Below are 17,701 nucleotides of genomic sequence, written 5' to 3' on the forward strand. Positions count from 1 at the left end.
GTTATCCTCGCAAAATGGCGGTCAGACCTTTGGCGCTGGCGTAATCTTCGGCATAGGCCAGCAGTTCGGGGTCGTCTAGTGGGGTACGGGAAGCGTAGTAAGGCGCGCCGAGCAGATGGTATTTATTCACCCCCAGCGTGTGGTACGGTAAAAAATGGATCTCTTTGACGCCGATTTCATCGGCGGCAAAGTCGGTAATGGCGCGGATCGAGTCGCGATCGGCGTTGAATTCTGGGATTAACGGCACCCGCACGGTGATCTGAGTGCCAGCGGCGGCCAAGCGGCGGAAGTTATCCATCACCCGTTTGGCGGAGCCTTCGGTCCATTGCTTGAAGCGAACCTGATCGACGTGCTTCAGATCTGCCAGCATCAGGTCTAGCCAGGGCAGAGATGGCTCGATATAGGACCAAGGCGTATGCAGGCAAGATTCTACAGCGGTATGGATACCGGCCTCTCGCCCGCGTTTGAGCAGTTCAGCCGCAACCTCTGGCTGCATAAACGGCTCACCGCCGGACAGCGTCAGGCCACCGCCGGTGCGCAGATAGTAAGGCTTATCGCGCATTACTTCGGCCATTACCGCATCAAGGTCGAGCGCCGTACCGCAGACGCTCAGCGCCCCGGTTGGGCAACAGCCGTTTAATGCGTCATAATCGGCGGCAGTGAGTAATGAACGTTGCAGACTCAGAGTCTTGTCGTCGACGCGGGTGATCGCGTGCGGGCAACTCTCACTGCACAGGGTACAGGCCGCCAGACACAGGCGCTCATCAAACAGCAGCTCCTGCTGGCGCGAACGGCTTTCCGGATTCTGGCACCAGCGGCAGCCAAGTGAGCAGCCCTTAAGGAATACCACGCTGCGGATGCCTGGGCCGTCATGTGTTGAGTAGCGCTGTAGATTGAAAAGCATTCGTCACCTGTGAAGTTTGAAATCTTCTTACGTAAATTAAATAGGTTTCGAATGAAAGTTGATTTGATTTTAATCAAATGATGAGGGCTTTATTCGCTTATTATGTTCAGAGTTTGAATCTGCCCACAAAAGAATCAGGAGAAGGTTATGGAACTGTATCTCGATACTGCCGACGTCAGCGCAGTGAAACGTTTGGCGCGCGTCTTGCCGCTGCACGGTGTGACCACCAACCCAAGCATTGTTGCCAAAGAAGGCAAGCCGATCTGGGAGGTTCTCCCGGCCTTGCGTGATGCGTTAGGCGGTACCGGCAAGCTGTTTGCCCAGGTGATGGCCAACGATGCGGAACGTATGGTTGCCGAAGCCGTCCTGCTGAGTCAACGCGTGCCGGGCCTGGTAGTGAAGATCCCCACCACCGCAGAGGGGCTGGCGGCAATCAAGAAGCTGAAATCCATGTCGATCCCTACCTTGGGTACCGCCGTTTACGGCGCTGGTCAGGGGCTGCTGGCGGCGTTGGCCGGGGCAGAGTATGTGGCACCTTACGTTAACCGTTTGGACGCACAGGGTGGCGACGGCGTTGAAATGGTGCACGAGTTGCAACAGCTGTTATCGCTGCATGCTCCTCATGCCAAGGTGCTGGCGGCCAGCTTCAAAACGCCACGTCAGGCGTTGGAGTGTCTGTTGGCAGGCTGTCAGTCGATCACTTTACCGGTGGATGTGGCAGAACAGTTTATTTCCACCCCGGCGGTTCAGGCGGCGGTAGAGAAGTTTGAACAGGATTGGCTGGGGGCTTTCGGCACGACGCTGATAAGCTAAAGTGCATTGAAAAGGGCGGCACTTGGCCGCCCTTGTAGATATTCGATGAGCCAGTTTCAACCGGCTCATCCTGTAGGACACCCGCTCAGTTAGATACGCCCGGTTTCCTCACGCAACACGATCGTGCTTTCACGAACCGTAGGCGTTTTGGAACTCAACGCGCGGCGCACCACGAAGAAGGCCGAAACCAGCATCGTCACCGCAACCAGCATAAAGAAGGCGCACAACGCGGCGTTAATCTGATTGGCAAACACGATGGTCTGCATATCCGCAATGGATTTGGCCGGGGCGATAACCGTGTTCGATTCAATCCCGGCAGAGAATTTCTTCGCCTGCGCCAGGAAGCCGATGCTGGGTTTCTCATGGAAAATCTTCTGCCAGCCCGCCGTCATTGAGGTGATAAACAGCCAGATGGTCGGCAAAATGGTCACCCAGGCGTAACGCTGTTTCTTCATTTTGAACAGCACCACGGTGCCCAGGATCAGCGCCATTGAAGCCAGCATCTGGTTACCAATGCCGAACAGCGGCCACAGCGTATTGATCCCACCTAACGGGTCAACGACGCCCTGATAAACGAAGAAGCCCCAACCGGCGACGGCCACGGTGGTGCCGGCCAGGTTGCCGAACCAGGAACGGTTATTCGCCAAGCGCGGAATGGCGACGCCAACCAGATCCTGCACCATAAAGCGACAGGCACGGGTGCCCGCATCCACCGCTGTGAGGATAAACAGAGCTTCAAACAGGATGGCAAAGTGATACCAGAAGGCCATCATCGCCCGGCTGTTAAACACCTCGCTGATGATATGGGCCATGCCGACGGCAAAGGTTGGTGCGCCACCCGCCCTGGACAGCACCGACTTCTCGCCCACATCATGGGCAATCTGCGTCAGCGTTTCCGGAGTGACCATAAAGCCCCAACTGTTGATCATCTGCGATGCGCTCTCCACCGAGGTGCCGATCAGCGCCGCCGGTGAGTTCATGGCAAAGTAGACGCCTGGGTCGATCACTGAAGCACAAATCAGCGCCATGATAGCCACGAAGGACTCCATCAGCATGCCGCCGTAGCCAATAAAGCGGATATGGCTCTCACGCTCAACCAGCTTCGGCGTGGTGCCACTGGAGACCAGGGCGTGGAACCCGGAAATCGCGCCACAGGCAATGGTGATAAACAGGAACGGGAACAGTGAACCGGCAAACACCGGGCCGCTGCCATCGATAAAGCGTGACACCGCCGGCATTCTCATTTCCGGCATCGCGAACACAATGCCTACCGCCAGCCCCACGATCACACCGATTTTCAGGAAGGTAGAAAGATAGTCACGCGGAGCTAGCAGCAACCACACCGGCAGCACTGAGGCGACAAAACCATAAATCACCAGCACCCAGGTCAGGGTGGTGCCGTGCAGGGTAAAGAACGGCCCCCAGTATGGGTGCATGGCGATATTGCCACCGTAGACGATCGCCATCATCATCAGCACAAAGCCGATCAACGAAACCTCTGCAATCTTGCCTGGGCGGATAAAGCGCATGTAAACGCCCATAAACAGCGCAATCGGGATGGTGGCAGCAATGGTGAACAGACCCCAAGGGCTGTCTGCCAGCGCTTTAACGACCACCAACGCCAGCGCCGAGAGGATGATGATCATCACCCCAAGTGCGCCCAGCATGGTTACCACACCGGCAAAGGCGCCTAACTCCTGCTTGGCCATTTCCCCCAGCGAGCGTCCGTCGCGGCGGGTGGAGATAAACAGGATCAGGAAGTCTTGCACCGCACCAGCCAGCATCACCCCAACCAATATCCAGATGGTGCCAGGCAGGAAGCCCATCTGCGCTGCCAGGATCGGCCCTACCAGCGGGCCAGCACCGGCAATGGCGGCAAAGTGGTGACCAAACAGCACCCATTTGTTGGTGGGTACATAGTCCAGGCCATCGTTATGGCGCTCCGCTGGCGTTAACCGACGGTCATCGAGTTCAAAGACGTTCTTGGCAATAAACCGGCTATAGAAGCGGTAGGCAATGCTGTAGCAGGCGACGGAGGCCACCACCAGCCAGACAGCGTTGACGTGCTCCCCACGGCTCAAGGCCAGCATGCCGAAAGCGAAGGCACCGACCAGCGCCACCGCGAGCCAGATTATGGCCGACTTGACGTTTTTCATGTTCCGCAACTCCTTGTTGTGCAGAGGTAGAAAGGTGATTTTTTTAGTTTGTGAGTACGTCAAAAAGTTAACGACCCATTAAACGTAGGAGGTTTAAACGCGGACGGTGGCTGGTCGGATCAGAAATGTGAACTCAGTTGGAGTTTGCTGAAAGAAGCGTGCCATACGGGGGCAGAATAGGTTATTGCAGGCATAAAAAAAGGCGATACCGAAGTATCGCCTTGATCGAACAAGGATAACGTTAGGCTACCGGTCTGGCGATTACGCTGCGGGTTTCCATACGCACTTCGGCAATGTTGACCTGCAAACTATCGCTTTGGCGATAGATGACTTCGCCCTTCACCTGCACGGTGCCGGTCTCTTGGCTACACACCATCTCGTCGCGAACCGCGTGGATGAATGGGGCAGGGATAAAGGCCATCGCGCCGTTATCCAGCAGGCGTACCCGCAGGCCACCACGGGTCACGTCGATGATCTCGGCGTTGAAGTGCTCATCGGTTCCAGCCTTATCCTTGAGGAAACGGGCATACAACCAGTCACCAACGTCTCGCTCTGCCATGCGGTTCAAACGGCGGCGCTCGGTCAGTTGCACTGTGACGTCGTCCTGCGGTTTTTCCGCCACCTGCTCGCTGATAATGGCTTTCAGCAGACGATGGTTGACCATATCGCCATACTTACGGATCGGAGAGGTCCAGGTGGCGTACGCCTCCAGCCCCAGACCGAAGTGCGGGCCAGGCGTGGTGCTGATCTCGGCAAAGGTCTGGAAGCGGCGGATGCGGCTGTCCAGGAACTGGGTTGGCTGCGAGTCGAGGTGACGGCGCAGTTCACAGAATCCTTCCAGGGTCAGCAGCTTCTCGGCATCGGCTTCAACGCCGTTGGCCTGCAATACGGCTACCGCTTGCTCAACCAGGGCCGGATCAAAGCCGTTATGCACGTTATAGATGCCAAAGCCCAGACGGTCTCGCAGCACCAGGGCGGCACAGACGTTGGCGGCGATCATGCACTCTTCAACGATACGGTTGGCGGTGCGGCGCTGTTCGGTAATGATGTCCAGCACTTCGCCTTTCTCGCCGAGGACAAAGCGGTAGTCAGGGCGATCCTTGAACACCAGCGCATGCTGATGGCGCCAGGCGCTGCGTGCATCGCAAACCTGTTTAAGCAAGGTGATCTGTTGTGCGATGCTCTCGCTCGGTGGTTGCCAGCCAGCGACGCCGTCCAACCAGTCAGAAACCTCGTCATAAACCAGTTTGGCTTTGGACTCGATTTCGGCGGCGAAGAAATGGATATCGTTGCCCAGTGCACCGTCTGCGCCGATAGTCACGCGGCAAGCCAACACCGAGCGTCGCTCATTCGGGCGCAGCGAGCACAGGTTGTCGGACAGATCGCGCGGCAACATCGGAATATTGAAGCCCGGCAGGTAGTTGGTAAACGCGCGCTTGCGGGCGATATCATCCAGTTTGCTGCCTTGCTCGACATAGGCGGTAGGATCGGCAATGGCGATGGTCAACAGCAGCGAGCCGTCACCGTTGTCTTGCACGTGCAGCGCATCGTCCATATCTTCGGTGCTGGCGCTATCGATGGTGACGAAGTCCAGCGCGGTCAGGTCCTCACGGACCAGCGGGGTCTCTTGTTCGGAGATCGCGACCATGTCTGGTGCTTCTTTTTCAAGATTATGACGAGCCAGCGTGACCCACCACGGCGCGAAGTGATCTTCACCGTCGGTGATGAACTGAGTCAGATCGGCATTGAAAGTGCGGTCGCCTTTCAGCGGATGACGGCGCATTTCTGCGACGGCCCAGTCACCGGCCTGGAAGTTATGGGTGACTTCACGCGCCGGACGGCATGGGATCGCGTCTTTCAGCAACGGATGATCGGGGATAATCGACAGGCGATCGTCTTTTTTCTGCACCCGGCCAACAAAACGCGACAGGAAAGGCTCAACCAGGTTTTCCGGTTCAGCGATTTCGCGCTCTTTTTCGGTATGCAGGGTGGCGACGATACGATCCCCATGCATGACTTTTTTCATGTACGGCGGCGGAATAAAGTAACTTTTCTGCCCGTCGACTTCTAAAAAGCCAAAACCTTTCTCAGTCCCTTTTACTACGCCTTCAACACGCGGGGTTTGAGAGTGAAGTTGCTGTTTAAGCTGCGCCAGCAGCGGGTTATCTTGAAACATATCGTCCAGTGAATGGGTTGTGAGTGGCAAGATTTGCGGCTGACAGTTTTACGCGAATCACTCCTTGCGGGCAAGCCAAACGTCACGCTTTTCCGACGATGGCTCGCGATAATTGACGCAATACTGCTCTAGGGGCGCCGCCTGCTTAGCTGCATGCCACGCCCGTTCAAACTAAACAATACGCAATGTAGGTGTCTGAGCGCAGCGGCGGATGGCGACGGGAACCGATTTGGAGGTCGGCGTGCCGGTGCCATCACCAAAACTGGCCAGCGGCACCAGCGGGTTGGTTTCAGGATAGTAGGCTGCCAGATTACCGCGTGGGATATCGTAGCTGACCAGCTTGAAGCCGCTGACCTTTCTGGTTACGCCATCGTTCCATAAGGTTTCGATTTCCACCAACTCCCCATCTTGCAGGCCAAGATCGGCCAAATCTTCGGGGTGAATAAATAACACCTCGCGCTGGCCGTAAACGCCGCGATAGCGATCGTCCAATCCATAGATGGTGGTGTTGTACTGATCGTGTGAACGCAGGGTTTGCAGCACGAACGGCGCTTTTTCCTCCCCGATTTGCGGGAACAGCGTCTCGGGTAGCGGAGCGGCACTGAACTCGGCTTTGCCGCTCTGGGTTGCAAAGCGCAATTCGGCAGCGGCGTTGCCCAGATAGAACCCTCCTGGTTGCTCACAGCGCTGGTTAAAATCGTCAAAGCCGGGAATGGTGGCCTGGATATGCTGGCGGATCAGTGAATAATCGTCGGCCAGCTCCAGCCAATCCAACTTTTGGTTGCCCAGCACCGCGTCGGCAATGCCGCAGACAATCGCGGTTTCAGAACGCTGGGTGTCTGCCAGCGGTTTGCCGATGCCCTCGGAAGCGTGCACCATGCTGAAGGAATCTTCCACCGTGATGTATTGCGGGCCGCTGGCCTGCATATCCAACTCGGTACGCCCCAGCGTCGGCAAGATCAAAGCATCTTTACCGGTGATCAGGTGGTTGCGGTTCAGCTTGGTGCTGATATGCACCGTCAAATCACAACGGCGCAGGGCTTGAGCGGTACGCTCGGTATCCGGTGCCGCTGCTGCCAGGTTGCCCCCGAGCGCAATCAGCACCTTGACCTCACCCCGCAGCATCGCTTCAATGGCTTCAACCGTATTGTGGCCCATCTCGCGGCGGGGGCTAAAGCCAAAATGCTGCTCCAAACTATCCAGCAGCGCCTTGGGCGCTTTCTCATCGATACCCATGGTGCGGTTGCCTTGCACGTTGCTGTGGCCGCGTACCGGGCACAGGCCCGCGCCTGGCTTGCCCAACTGGCCGAACAACAACTGCAGGTTGGTGATCTCGCGCACCGTTGGTACAGAGTGCTTATGCTGCGTGACGCCCATCGCCCAGGTGCAGATAACACGCTGTGCGCCTTGGTAAATCGCCGCCGCATGGCGCAGTTGGGTTTCACTCAACCCGGATTGCGTGGTGATTTGTTGCCATGAGGTGGCATCCACCTGAGCCAGATACTCTTCGATGCCCACACAATGCCGATCGATAAACGGCTGGTCGAACAGACCTGGCTCATTGGCGGCTATCCGCTGGCGGTGGGTTTCCAGTAGCGCCTTCACCATGCCGCGCACCGCCGCCATATCGCCACCCAGGTTGGGCTGGAAGTAGGCCGAACTGATGGGCGAGGACTTGGGCGTCAGCATCTGGATCGGGTTTTGCGGATCGGCAAACCTTTCCAACCCGCGTTCGCGTAGGGTATTGAAACTGACGATGCGTGCGCCGCGGCTGGCCGCGTGTTTCAGGCTATGCAGCATGCGTGGATGGTTGGTCCCGGGGTTCTGGCCAAACACAAAAATCGCGTCGGCATGCTCGAAGTCATCCATACGGATAGTGCCTTTGCCGACGCCGATGCTCTGCTTGAGGCCAACGCCACTGGCTTCGTGGCACATATTGGAACAGTCCGGGAAGTTGCTGGTGCCCAGCATCCGGCCAAACAGCTGATAAAGGTAGGAGGCTTCATTGCTGGCGCGGCCTGAGGTGTACAGCTCAATCTGGTTGGGGTTATCCATTGCCTGGATATGGCTGGCGATAAGTTTTAAGGCATCCGGCCAGGTGATGGGCTGATAGCGATCGGTCTTGGCGTCGTAGCGCATCGGGTGTGTCAACCGGCCTTGATACTCCAGAAAGTAGTCGCTTTGCTCGCGCAGGGTACTGACGCTGTGGGCCGCAAAGAAGGCCGGTTCAACCGCATTGCGAGTGGCTTCCCAACTGACGGCTTTGGCTCCGTTCTCGCAGAAGCTGAAAGTGCTGTGGTTGTCATCACCCCAGGCACAGCCGGGGCAGTCGAAACCACGCGCCTTGTTAACGCGCATCAGGTTGCGCAGATTTTTCAGCGCCTGTTTGCTGTCGAACACATAGCGGGTGGTGGCTTCTAATGAGCCCCAGCCGCCCGCCGCGCCGCGATAAGGCTTGATTGACGGTTTAAATTTCATGATTTTCTTCGCAGGTGATTAATGTAGCTAAAAGGTAAATGCTTTTTTAAGCATTTTGAGTATTTATGTGGCAAGTCTAGGGGGGGAAAGGCCTGGCGTCTAATCGAATAGAGCAATGATGGGATAGACGACACTTATCGCCGCTGCCAGCAAGGCTGTAGCAAATGATATACTTCACGCAGAAACCATTTTCCGGGCCAATACATGGATATTAAGCAACTGATCTACCTGTGTAATCTTGAACGGGAACGCCACTTTGGCCGCGCCGCAGAGGCCAGCTTTGTCAGCCAGCCGACCTTATCCATGCGGTTGAAAAACCTGGAAAAAGAACTGGGTGTCTCGCTGATCAACCGTGGCAACAATTTTGAGGGCTTCACCGCCGAAGGTGAGCGGGTCTTGGCCTGGGCACGGGAAATTGTTTCCGTTTATCAGGGGCTGAAGCTGGAAGTGGAGTCGCTGAAACACGGGTTGAACGGGACGTTGCGTATCGGCACCGTGCCGCAGTGCAGTATTTCGTTAGCGCAGATGTTGAAGGCGGTCAGCGAGCGTTACCCGCAGTTGGACTATCGCGTAGCGGTATTGAGCGCCGATCAGTTGTTGGAAGCGCTGACTGCGCACACGGTGGATATCGGCATCGGTTTCTTTGAGTTACCAACGCTCAAGGAACTGCATTTTCAGTCGCAGTCTTTGGCTGACAGCGGCATTGACTTGGTATTTCATCCGCAGCATTTCCCTGAGCTGGTGGGGGAAAGCCCACTCACGCTGGCAGCCGTGGCGGAGTTGCCATTATGCCTGGCAGAGCCGACGCGTTACTTCCGCCGTTACCTGGATCAACAGTTTCGTGAGGCGGGCTTGACGCTGCATACCCGGATGGAAACCACCTCGATCTTCCAACTGCTACAGGGGATTTTTGTCGGCTTGGGTTGCGGGTTATTCCCCGGAGGTAACTTGCAGATGGAAATGATGCCGCAGCTGCAACGGCGCAGCGTTGCCATTGCGCCGATGTCTCGTCATGCCGCCTTGGTGATCGCCGAGCCAGCAAGAGCCACGCCGCTGGCGCAGCACTTTTTTGATGCGGCTCAGGCATGGTTATTGCGCTAAATCGGCTGCCACCGTATCGCCAAGACTGTATCGCAGCCGGTTTTCCCAGGCGTACAGCGCGCTGGTTAAAATCACGTCCAATGCCTGCGACCGATCCAGCCCGCTGTTGAGCAGCGGCTGCACGCTTTGTGCCGTGAATTTCTCAGGCGTTCGCGTCAGCTCGGCCGTCACGCCTATCACGGCGGCGGTCACCGGATCGCCGGCAACCTCAAGCGCGTTATCAATCCCAGCCACTAATGCCAGTGCCAACTCCCGATCGGCAATGTTATGAGCTAACGTGGCGGCACAATAATGGCTGCCATTAATACGTGATGTCACCAGAGCAACCAAAGCCTTCAGGCGTGGGGATAGCCCGTCAGCGTGGCGGGTAATGCTGTTAAATACCGCATTGCGCTCATGCAGGGCAGGCGCGTCTTGGGCCAACAGCAGGTAATAAGACTCGCTGCGGGCGTCCGGGTGGCTTTGGTCCAGAATGTCGAGCTGCCGAGCCTGGGCCTGCTCGACAACGATCTCCGGCAGGCGAGTTTGCCATAAGCGTGTCGCACAGGAAAATCCTGCCGGACCGGCATCTTCGATTTGGGGAAAACCGGGTAACACCACGGCGGGTCTGCCTGCCAGCGCGGCAATACCGGCGACCACCCGTGCCTGATAGCTAACGAAACCGATGATTTGCGAAAAGGTCACAATATCTTGCGTGCTCAGGCCAACTTCGCCGAGCTGTTGTAAAGCCTTGCGGCAAATCAGGGTCGGTTGGCTGGCGAGTTGGCGGGCGTATTGGGTGATTTGTGCCAGGCGGACATTACTTTCCCGCGTAGCATCCGGGCTGTCCAGAGGGGCGAGGCGAGCAGCATAATGGCTACAAAGCGATTGCACGCCGGTGACCTGCGCCACCGTCAAGGCCGTCGACAGACGATCGTAAGGTGACAACGTCACTTCACGCGAAGCGCTGACCCGATCGGGGAAAAGTACCGGATAGCAGGCCGAAGACGCGGTAAAAACGTCAATACGATCGCTGAGGGCGGCATTCAATCCCTCGTCGGTAAATGAGCCCAGGCCTAACAAAAAACGCTCCCGCAAGCTTGCTGCGGCAGGCTCAAGTGGCGAACTGTCGCCTGAGCTTCGCTGGGTTTCGTGGTACCACTGGAAAGGGGTTAGGCGATGTTCCATCGGATAAAATCCTTCATCAATACAACAAGCCACCGTTACAGTTGGCAACGGCGGCAGGGTAAAAAACCGCGAAGCAGGCGTCAGTCATGGCTGCATAGACCATGACCATAAATAGCGAAGCCGGCGGCAAGGATAAGCATCAGTTGCGAGAAGCGTTGGTGGTGGGCGTTGTTCATCAGCGCGATATCCTGTTGTTTGCATGGCTCAACGTAGCGGATATCCTCACCGATTCGATTGACGAGATAAAATAATGTTAAGTGCTAATTAATAACGTAAAGGAATAAAATATATTGCGGTAGGGTAGATAAGTGCCAAGATGACATCCCCCGAGCTTCAACTGTCGATGCCCAACAACATGGCTGATAATTAAGCGTTTACTGGGATTATGTGACCTTGTCTAAATTCTGCATAATGGCACGACATAACTACGCCGTGCCATGGTGGTGATGCCGCTAGATTAGCGCCAGTTACGGGCAATTATCACGGATTCTGGCAAGCAATAGCGATACGAGTAAGATCGCTAATATTGCCGTTCTTGTCTTTACAAGTCTTTTCGCGATAACAAATTTTTGATGCATAGGCGACATCACGGGTTACGCAAATAGAATTGGCTCCACCAATAATCTTTGACGCTTTTGACGTGTTGAGTTTTTTCACAACATATCCTTGATGGCAGTTGATGATAATTAATCAAATGCTTAAAAGTAAATTATTATAATAACAGGAGGATAGTGATTACACGAGATCCATGCCCAGCGGTAATAATTATTGCAGGTTATCGCAACTGACCCGGCTATGCGCAATATCCTCGCCAAAACCGAACTTGTCTTTACAATGCTCTACGCGGAAGCAGTTCCCAGGGCCCCTTTGTTCATAGTGAGTCGTGCAAATGTATCGATGGCCACCCACAATGCTTGACGCTTCCGAGGTATTGAGCTTTTTCACAGTATATCCTTATGGTAATTAATGAGAGTAAATCCGTACTTACTGATATTTAATCAATTTATTAAGCGCTGTTATTATAATAACAGACTGGCTTTATAATCAATTGGATGATTCTCGGTATAAGTTAAGGATAGGCCGGTAATATACTTTTGGTGCGAAATGATTTTTACCTAAAATGAATTATATAATGCTTTTATTTTGACTTCATGATGAGTGATTGGTTTGGACTGCCTTAGCATCAATTATTGCTGGTTAAGCCGGTCCAGATTAACGCCAACAACCGATGCTATTGCGCAGGCAGGTAGGGGAAACGGGCGCAGTAGTGCGCCCGGAGGAAGTCGGCGAAATTAAAATCTGCCGCCGTCACGTCGCCAGGCATCGGCAGTGAGCGCTTCGCCAAAGTGGCTGGCGATCAGCCGCTTGGTGAGATCGTGCAGCGGTGCGGCCAGCACTTCGGCGGTACTGCCACGTTCCACAATTTCCCCTTCATGCATCACCATCACCTGGTCGCTGATATGCTTCATCATGCCCAGATGCTGCGTCACATAAATATAGGCAATCCCGTGTTTTTCCTGGAGCTCCAGCATCAGGTTGATGATCTGCGAACGCATCGACATATCCAGCGAAGCCAGCGCTTCATCGGCAACAATCACCTTTGGCTGCAGGATCAACGCCCGTGCCAGCGCCACGCGCTGTTTCTGCCCGGAGGCCAGCATGTGCGGATAATAATAAGCGTGGTCCGGCAGCATCCCCACCTGGCGCAGGGTCTGATTGATCCGTACCTCCCGTTCTGCGGCTTCCAACTCGGTATTCAAACGTAGCGGTGCATCAAGCAACTGACCGATGCGCTGACGTGGGTTGAGCGAGGTGCTCGGATCCTGGAAAATCATGCGGATACGCTGGCTGCGGTAGCGATAATCGCCATAGGCCAACGCATGGTCGTCGATCAGCACTTCACCCGAGGAGGGTTCCACCATGCCGGAAAGCATCTTCGCCAGAGTTGACTTACCCGAGCCGTTCTCACCGATGATCGCCAGCGTCTGGCCCTCACGCAGAGTAAAGCTGACAGACTTGACCGCCTCCACATGCTGGCGGCGGAACAGCCCGGTGCGATAGCGGTAGGTTTTGGTCAGGTTGCGCACTTCCAATAGCGTTTCCATGTTATTGCTCCTCCATGTTCAGCGGGAAGTGGCAGGCGAACAGGTGATTCTTCACCGGGCGCAGGCGCGGGGTTTCAATGCATTGCTTTTGCGCATACGGGCAGCGTGGCCCCAGGCGGCAGCCGATCGGCAGATGCTCCAATGAGGGGATCGCACCCGGCAGCGTATTCAGGCGGCTCTTATGTGGCAGTGAGCGGCCAAAGTCCGGCATGGCGCGGATCAGCGCCTGGGTATAAGGATGATGAGGGGCGGCAAGCAGATCTTCACATTGCGCGCTCTCCACCGTCTGGCCGCAGTACAGCACGTTAACCCTGTCAGCCCATTTGCTCATCATCTGCAAATCGTGGCTGATCAGTAGGATGGTCGTGTTGTTGTTTTGGTTCAGGCGCGCCAGCAGGCGGAAGATCTGCGCCTGCGTAGTGGGTTCCATGGCGTTGGTTGGCTCATCGGCAATCAGCAATCTTGGCTGATTGGCCAACGCTATGGCGATCATCACTTTCTGGCATTCCCCTTCGGTGAGCTCGTAAGGGAAGCTGCCCATGATATCGAGGTGATCCTTGATACCGACGCGGTGCAATAGCTCAATCGCCCGCCGTTTGCGCCAGTTAAAGCGCTGCCACCAACGGCCCTTGTAAGTCCAGCCGGGAATGGCCTGTGCCAACTGGCGGCCAATGCTTTCGGAAGGATCAAGACAGGATTGTGGCTCCTGGAAGATCATCGAAACGTTGTGGCCCACCAGTTTGCGCCGTTCGCGGGGGCTGAGCTGCAACAGGTCGATGTCGTCAAAGCGGAAGCGGTCGGCGGTGACGCGCCAGTTATCTTTGGTCACGCCGCATATGGCTTTGGCGATCAGGCTTTTTCCTGAGCCGGATTCGCCTACCAGGCCGCGCACTTCACCTTCGGTCAGCGTCATGCTGACGCGATCGACGGCCTTCACCGGCCCTTCGGCGGTCATAAATTCAATCGTCAAATTGCGGATATCGAGTAACGGCATTATTCCACTCCCGCATTGATCGCGCGGCGTATTCCGTCGCCCAACAGGTTAACCAGCAGCACGCTGATCAGAATAGCAGCACCGGGCAGCATCACGGTCCAAGGTGCGACATACACCAACTCCAACGAGTCGCCTAACATGGCTCCCCATTCCGGGGAGGGCAACTGCGCCCCCAGATCGAGGAAGCCCAACGCCGCGATGTCGAGAATGGCCATCGATAAAGCGCGGGTGAATTCAGTGATCAGTACGGCGGCAATGTTCGGCACCACGGCGTACCACAGGATCTGCATCGTCGAAGCGCCATCCAGACGGGCTGCGACTACGTACTCTTTTTCCAGCTCATCGTGCACTGCGCTGTAGATGGTACGCACCATCCGTGGCAACAGCGCCAGCCAAACGGCCAGCATGGCGTGTTCCAGCTTCGGCCCGAGGAATGCCACCACGATAATCGCCAGCAGCAGTGAAGGGATGGAGAGCAGGGTATCGAGAATATGGTTGAGCATCGCAGACAGCAGACCATGGGTGACCCCGGCAAACACGCCCAGGATCACGCCACAAAGGGCGGCGGCGATGGTCACAATCAGTGCCGAACCATAGGTGGCGGCGGTGCCGGTCAGCAAGCGGCTGAGGATATCGCGGCCCAGATCGTCGGTGCCCAGGAAGAACGACACGTTGCCGTAGCGTGACCAGGAGGGCGGTAGCAACTGATATCCCAAGAATTGCTGATCGAGGGCGTAAGGTGCCAGCAGGCTGCCGAACAGGGAAAGCAGCAGCAGGCCGATCACCCCATAAAAACCAATCATCGCCAAAGTGTCGCCATAGAAAATCCGCCAGGTATAGAGCAGCGGGCTAGGCATTTTCTTTTCGCGGTATACGTTATCGAAGGGCATACCATTCCTTATGTTTCAGCGGGTTGGTCGCCGCGCCCAGAATGTCGGCCAGCACGTTAATGGTGATCACCAGCGTGCCGATCACCATCACGCCTGCGGAGATGGCCGCGTAGTCCTGTTGGCGGATGGCATTGATCAGCCAGCGCCCCAGCCCTGGCCAACTGAACACCACCTCGGTGATCATGGCCAGCGTGAGCATGGTAGAAAATTGTAGACCGAGCTTCGGGATGATCGGCGGTAACGCGTTGTGCAGCACGTGACGGCGGATAATGGTAAAGCGCGACAGGCCACGGGTTGCGGCAGCCTTGATGTAGTTCTGGCTGAGAACATCGTCGGTGCTGATGCGCATCAAGCGGATCACCTCGGTGATTGGAGCCACTGCCAGAGCGGCAATCGGCAGCACCATATGGCGCAGCGCACTGGCAATCATCTCGTTGCGATAAGGCGAGTCAGACAGCCAGGCGTCAACCAGCGCCAAACCGGTGACCTGCTTGACCTGATACAGCAGATCGAAACGGCCCGACACCGGCAGCCAGCCAAGATGCAGTGAAAAATAGAGCATCAACAGCAGCGCCAGCCAGAACACCGGGATGGAAAAGCCCAGCAGGGCGAAGGTACTGATGGCGGTATCCTGCCACTTGCCGCGCATTACACCGGCAATAATGCCCAGCGGAATGCCGATAAACAGGGCCAGCGTAAAGGCTAAAATGCACAGTTCCATGGTGGCCGGGAACACTTCGCGCAGCTGTTCGCTGATCGCCTGGCCATTGATGCTGGAAACGCCAAAGTCCCAGTGCAGCAGGCTGACGAAATAGAACTGGTAGGCGTCCAGCAAGGCGGCACCGTTTAGCGGCGCGCGTGGGGTAAAGTAGCTCAGGCTGAAGCTGACCAGCGTCAGGAAGAACAGCGTGATCAGCAGCAACAGAATGCGGCGTAAGGTAAAGATAATCACTTTTTCGCGGCCTCCGCCGGTTCACGGTACACCCCGGCAAATGATGAGTTGCCGAACGGGCTCAACACCAGTCCTTTAATATCATAACGGTAGGCCTGCAAACGCAAGGAGGAGGCCAGCGGCAATACCGGCAACTGCTGTTCGAGGATCTTCTGCGCCTGCTGATAATGCTCGATACGCTGTGATAACTGCTGTGACAACAAGGCGTCCTGCAACTGTTCATCAAAAGCGGGATCGCACCAGTGAGCATAGTTGGTTTGCGAACGGATTGCCGCACAGCTGAGCAGCGGGCGGAAGAAGCTGTCCGGATCGTTACTGTCGGTTGACCAGCCGGTGAGCGTCAGATCGTGGTTCATCTCCATCAGCCGGGCTTCCTGGAAACGGCCCTCTACCGGCACGATGGTGACATTAATACCGACCTGAGCCAAATCCGCCTGTAGCAGCTCCGCCGTTTTCAACGGGCTGGGGTTATAGGATTGTGATGCGGTAGGCACCCACAGCTTCAGGTTCAGCGGCCCCACGCCAGCTTCGCGCAGCATTTCTCGCGCCTTGGCCGGATCGTATTCGGTAACGTGAGCATCATTATCATAGGCCCAGGAGGCGCGCGGTAGGATCGAAGCGGCGGTCTCTGCGGTACCGTAATAGATCGATTGCATCAGGCGCTGGTTGTTAATGGCTAACGCAATGGCCTGGCGAACCTTCAGGTTATCCAGCGGTGGCTTGCGGGTGTTGAAGGCCAGATAGGCGATATTCATCCCTGGGCGCAGCGTCAGGCGTAAACGCGGATCGTCGCGCAGGATCGAAAGCTGGCTGGCGGCGGGGTAGGCCAGCACATCGCACTCGCCGGTCAGCAATTTGGACAGGCGGCCCGTGCCCCCGGCCCCCATGTCGATCACCACCTGCGGCATGCGCGGTTTCCCTTTCCAGTAAACGTCATTGCGTGCCAGACGGATATATTGCCCGGAACGGTATTCGTTCAACAAGAAGGGGCCGGTGCCGACCGGTTCACGATCGATCATTTCCTGGGTGCCATCCAGCGTCAGGTTGTCGGCATATTCTGCTGATAGCACCGGCGCATAATGGGTCGCCAGATGCCACAGGAAGGACGCATCCGGCGCCTGCAAGCGGAACTCGACGGTGTATTGGTCCAGTTTTTTCACGCTTTGCACGGAGTCGGCAAACTGCAAACTGTCGAAGTATGGGTATTCACCGCCGTTGACATTGTGGAACGGATGCTTCTGGTCAAACACCCGCTGGAAGCTGAACACCACATCGTCGGCGTTCATTTTGCGGGTGGGTTGGAACCAGGCAGTGGTCTGGAAAGGCACGTCCCGGCGCAGGTGGAAGCGGTAGGTGGCACCGTTGTCCAGCACTTCCCAGCTTTCCGCCAGCTCTGGGATCAGGCGGTAAGTGTAGGGGTCGACATCCAGCAGCCGATCGTAAAGCTGGGCGGCCAGGGTATCGACCGTCAGACCGCTGCTGGCCATCTGCGGATTGAAGGTGTTCAGAATGCCGCTGACGCAATAGACAAAGCCGCTCTGGCGGATGTCTGCTGGCGGTGGTGCTGCGCTGGGCACAGCAGGTGTCGCGGCCAGGGCAGACGTTGCCAGGCAGCCGAGCGACATTATCCAAAGAGGTAAACCACGCATAGACGCTTCATGGGTTATTAAGCAATAACGTTAGTGTATCGCACTCTGACCAACAGCCCAATTCCTTGAGCAAAATGGCTGAAATTTCGGCGGTTTGGTTAAGCTTGCCGCTGTTTTCTGGCGAGCTGGCCTCCGCCTGAAATCACTGCTGGTGGATAATTACCCATGCTTAGTGTGGTAATGAGAAAAATTCTCAACAAAGTACTTTACAGATGATACTGAGAACCATTATCATCATTTGGCAGTTCACGGAAGGCCACGCCTTGTGGCCCTTTGTGGAAGGCACGACATTGCTCACATTGCTTCCAGTGTTTAC

At 56.2% G+C, this 17,701-nt stretch carries 14 protein-coding genes; 3 read left to right on the forward strand and 11 right to left on the reverse strand.

Translation table 11 applies throughout. From position 1 onward, the window contains the following. Position 1: 1 nt before the first annotated feature. Entirely contained in the window at positions 2-904 is a 903-nt protein-coding gene (locus tag A6U95_RS20050) for a glycyl-radical enzyme activating protein (protein WP_065685718.1), read from the reverse strand. Between the two features lie 147 nt (positions 905-1,051). Here A6U95_RS20050 and fsa point away from each other — a divergent pair, with 147 nt between their 5' ends. Beyond that, entirely contained in the window at positions 1,052-1,717 is a 666-nt protein-coding gene (gene fsa, locus A6U95_RS20055) for a fructose-6-phosphate aldolase (RefSeq protein ID WP_024529285.1), read from the forward strand. Between the two features lie 89 nt (positions 1,718-1,806). Here the strand turns inward: fsa and A6U95_RS20060 are convergent, their stop codons facing one another. The 3 genes from A6U95_RS20060 to A6U95_RS20070 form a co-directional block, all read right to left on the reverse strand. Beyond that, positions 1,807-3,873: a carbon starvation CstA family protein gene (locus tag A6U95_RS20060; protein ID WP_065685719.1), complete on the reverse strand. Its 2,067-nt coding sequence runs from the start codon at positions 3,871-3,873 to the stop codon at positions 1,807-1,809. A 241-nt stretch (positions 3,874-4,114) separates the two neighbouring features. Then, on the reverse strand, positions 4,115-6,049 hold the full coding sequence (locus tag A6U95_RS20065) for an exoribonuclease II (protein ID WP_065685850.1): 1,935 nt from the start codon (positions 6,047-6,049) through the stop codon (positions 4,115-4,117). 171 nt (positions 6,050-6,220) lie between these two features. After that, entirely contained in the window at positions 6,221-8,527 is a 2,307-nt protein-coding gene (locus tag A6U95_RS20070) for an FdhF/YdeP family oxidoreductase (protein WP_065685720.1), read from the reverse strand. Positions 8,528-8,731: 204 nt separating this feature from the next. Between A6U95_RS20070 and A6U95_RS20075 the strand changes: the two genes are divergently transcribed. Further along, positions 8,732-9,628: a LysR family transcriptional regulator gene (locus A6U95_RS20075; RefSeq protein WP_065685721.1), complete on the forward strand. Its 897-nt coding sequence runs from the start codon at positions 8,732-8,734 to the stop codon at positions 9,626-9,628. Here the strand turns inward: A6U95_RS20075 and A6U95_RS20080 are convergent. Then, positions 9,617-10,795 (reverse strand): peroxidase-related enzyme, encoded by a 1,179-nt coding sequence (locus tag A6U95_RS20080; RefSeq protein ID WP_065685722.1) that lies wholly within the window; start codon positions 10,793-10,795, stop codon positions 9,617-9,619. The genes A6U95_RS20075 and A6U95_RS20080 overlap by 12 nt on opposite strands. 101 nt (positions 10,796-10,896) lie before the next feature. Here A6U95_RS20080 and A6U95_RS31110 point away from each other — a divergent pair, with 101 nt between their 5' ends. Next, entirely contained in the window at positions 10,897-11,046 is a 150-nt protein-coding gene (locus A6U95_RS31110; RefSeq protein WP_158006226.1) for a hypothetical protein, read from the forward strand. A 229-nt stretch (positions 11,047-11,275) separates the two neighbouring features. Here A6U95_RS31110 and A6U95_RS31115 read toward each other — a convergent pair whose 3' ends face one another. The 6 genes from A6U95_RS31115 to sapA all read right to left on the reverse strand — a co-directional run bounded on the left by A6U95_RS31115 (position 11,276) and on the right by sapA (position 17,385). Continuing rightward, positions 11,276-11,452 carry a hypothetical protein gene (locus A6U95_RS31115; RefSeq protein ID WP_158006227.1) on the reverse strand — a complete coding sequence of 59 codons (177 nt, stop codon included), beginning with the start codon at positions 11,450-11,452 and terminating at the stop codon, positions 11,276-11,278. A 635-nt stretch (positions 11,453-12,087) separates the two neighbouring features. After that, the gene (sapF, locus tag A6U95_RS20085; protein ID WP_024529292.1) at positions 12,088-12,900 is read right to left on the reverse strand and encodes a putrescine export ABC transporter ATP-binding protein SapF; all 813 of its coding nucleotides are present in this window, start codon (positions 12,898-12,900) and stop codon (positions 12,088-12,090) included. 1 nt (position 12,901) lies between these two features. Next, positions 12,902-13,894: a putrescine export ABC transporter ATP-binding protein SapD gene (gene sapD / locus A6U95_RS20090; RefSeq protein WP_021806551.1), complete on the reverse strand. Its 993-nt coding sequence runs from the start codon at positions 13,892-13,894 to the stop codon at positions 12,902-12,904. Next, a complete protein-coding gene (gene sapC, locus A6U95_RS20095; RefSeq protein ID WP_024486758.1) occupies positions 13,894-14,784 on the reverse strand; it encodes a putrescine export ABC transporter permease SapC in 891 nt (296 codons plus the stop codon). The genes sapD and sapC overlap by 1 nt, the downstream gene beginning before the upstream one ends. Further along, positions 14,771-15,736, reverse strand: a complete 966-nt coding sequence (sapB, locus tag A6U95_RS20100) for a putrescine export ABC transporter permease SapB (protein WP_021806550.1) — start codon at positions 15,734-15,736, stop codon at positions 14,771-14,773. The genes sapC and sapB overlap by 14 nt, the downstream gene beginning before the upstream one ends. Next, positions 15,733-17,385, reverse strand: a complete 1,653-nt coding sequence (gene sapA, locus A6U95_RS20105; RefSeq protein WP_065685723.1) for an ABC transporter substrate-binding protein SapA — start codon at positions 17,383-17,385, stop codon at positions 15,733-15,735. Before sapA ends, sapB begins: the two co-directional genes overlap by 4 nt. Positions 17,386-17,701: the final 316 nt, after the last annotated feature.

The sequence above is a fragment of the Serratia sp. 14-2641 genome (genome assembly GCF_001692375.1).
Taxonomy (GTDB): domain Bacteria; phylum Pseudomonadota; class Gammaproteobacteria; order Enterobacterales; family Enterobacteriaceae; genus Chania; species Chania fonticola_C.

What these genes read in the sequence shown, in the direction of transcription:
- A6U95_RS20050 (WP_065685718.1), bottom strand. Translation starts at nt 904, where the DNA reads ATGCTTTTCAATCTACAGCGCTACTCAACACATGACGGCCCAGGCATC.
- fsa (WP_024529285.1), top strand. Translation starts at nt 1,052, where the DNA reads ATGGAACTGTATCTCGATACTGCCGACGTCAGCGCAGTGAAACGTTTG.
- A6U95_RS20060 (WP_065685719.1), bottom strand. Translation starts at nt 3,873, where the DNA reads ATGAAAAACGTCAAGTCGGCCATAATCTGGCTCGCGGTGGCGCTGGTC.
- A6U95_RS20065 (WP_065685850.1), bottom strand. Translation starts at nt 6,049, where the DNA reads ATGTTTCAAGATAACCCGCTGCTGGCGCAGCTTAAACAGCAACTTCAC.
- A6U95_RS20070 (WP_065685720.1), bottom strand. Translation starts at nt 8,527, where the DNA reads ATGAAATTTAAACCGTCAATCAAGCCTTATCGCGGCGCGGCGGGCGGC.
- A6U95_RS20075 (WP_065685721.1), top strand. Translation starts at nt 8,732, where the DNA reads ATGGATATTAAGCAACTGATCTACCTGTGTAATCTTGAACGGGAACGC.
- A6U95_RS20080 (WP_065685722.1), bottom strand. Translation starts at nt 10,795, where the DNA reads ATGGAACATCGCCTAACCCCTTTCCAGTGGTACCACGAAACCCAGCGA.
- A6U95_RS31110 (WP_158006226.1), top strand. Translation starts at nt 10,897, where the DNA reads ATGACCATAAATAGCGAAGCCGGCGGCAAGGATAAGCATCAGTTGCGA.
- sapF (WP_024529292.1), bottom strand. Translation starts at nt 12,900, where the DNA reads ATGGAAACGCTATTGGAAGTGCGCAACCTGACCAAAACCTACCGCTAT.
- sapD (WP_021806551.1), bottom strand. Translation starts at nt 13,894, where the DNA reads ATGCCGTTACTCGATATCCGCAATTTGACGATTGAATTTATGACCGCC.
- sapC (WP_024486758.1), bottom strand. Translation starts at nt 14,784, where the DNA reads ATGCCCTTCGATAACGTATACCGCGAAAAGAAAATGCCTAGCCCGCTG.
- sapA (WP_065685723.1), bottom strand. Translation starts at nt 17,385, where the DNA reads ATGCGTGGTTTACCTCTTTGGATAATGTCGCTCGGCTGCCTGGCAACG.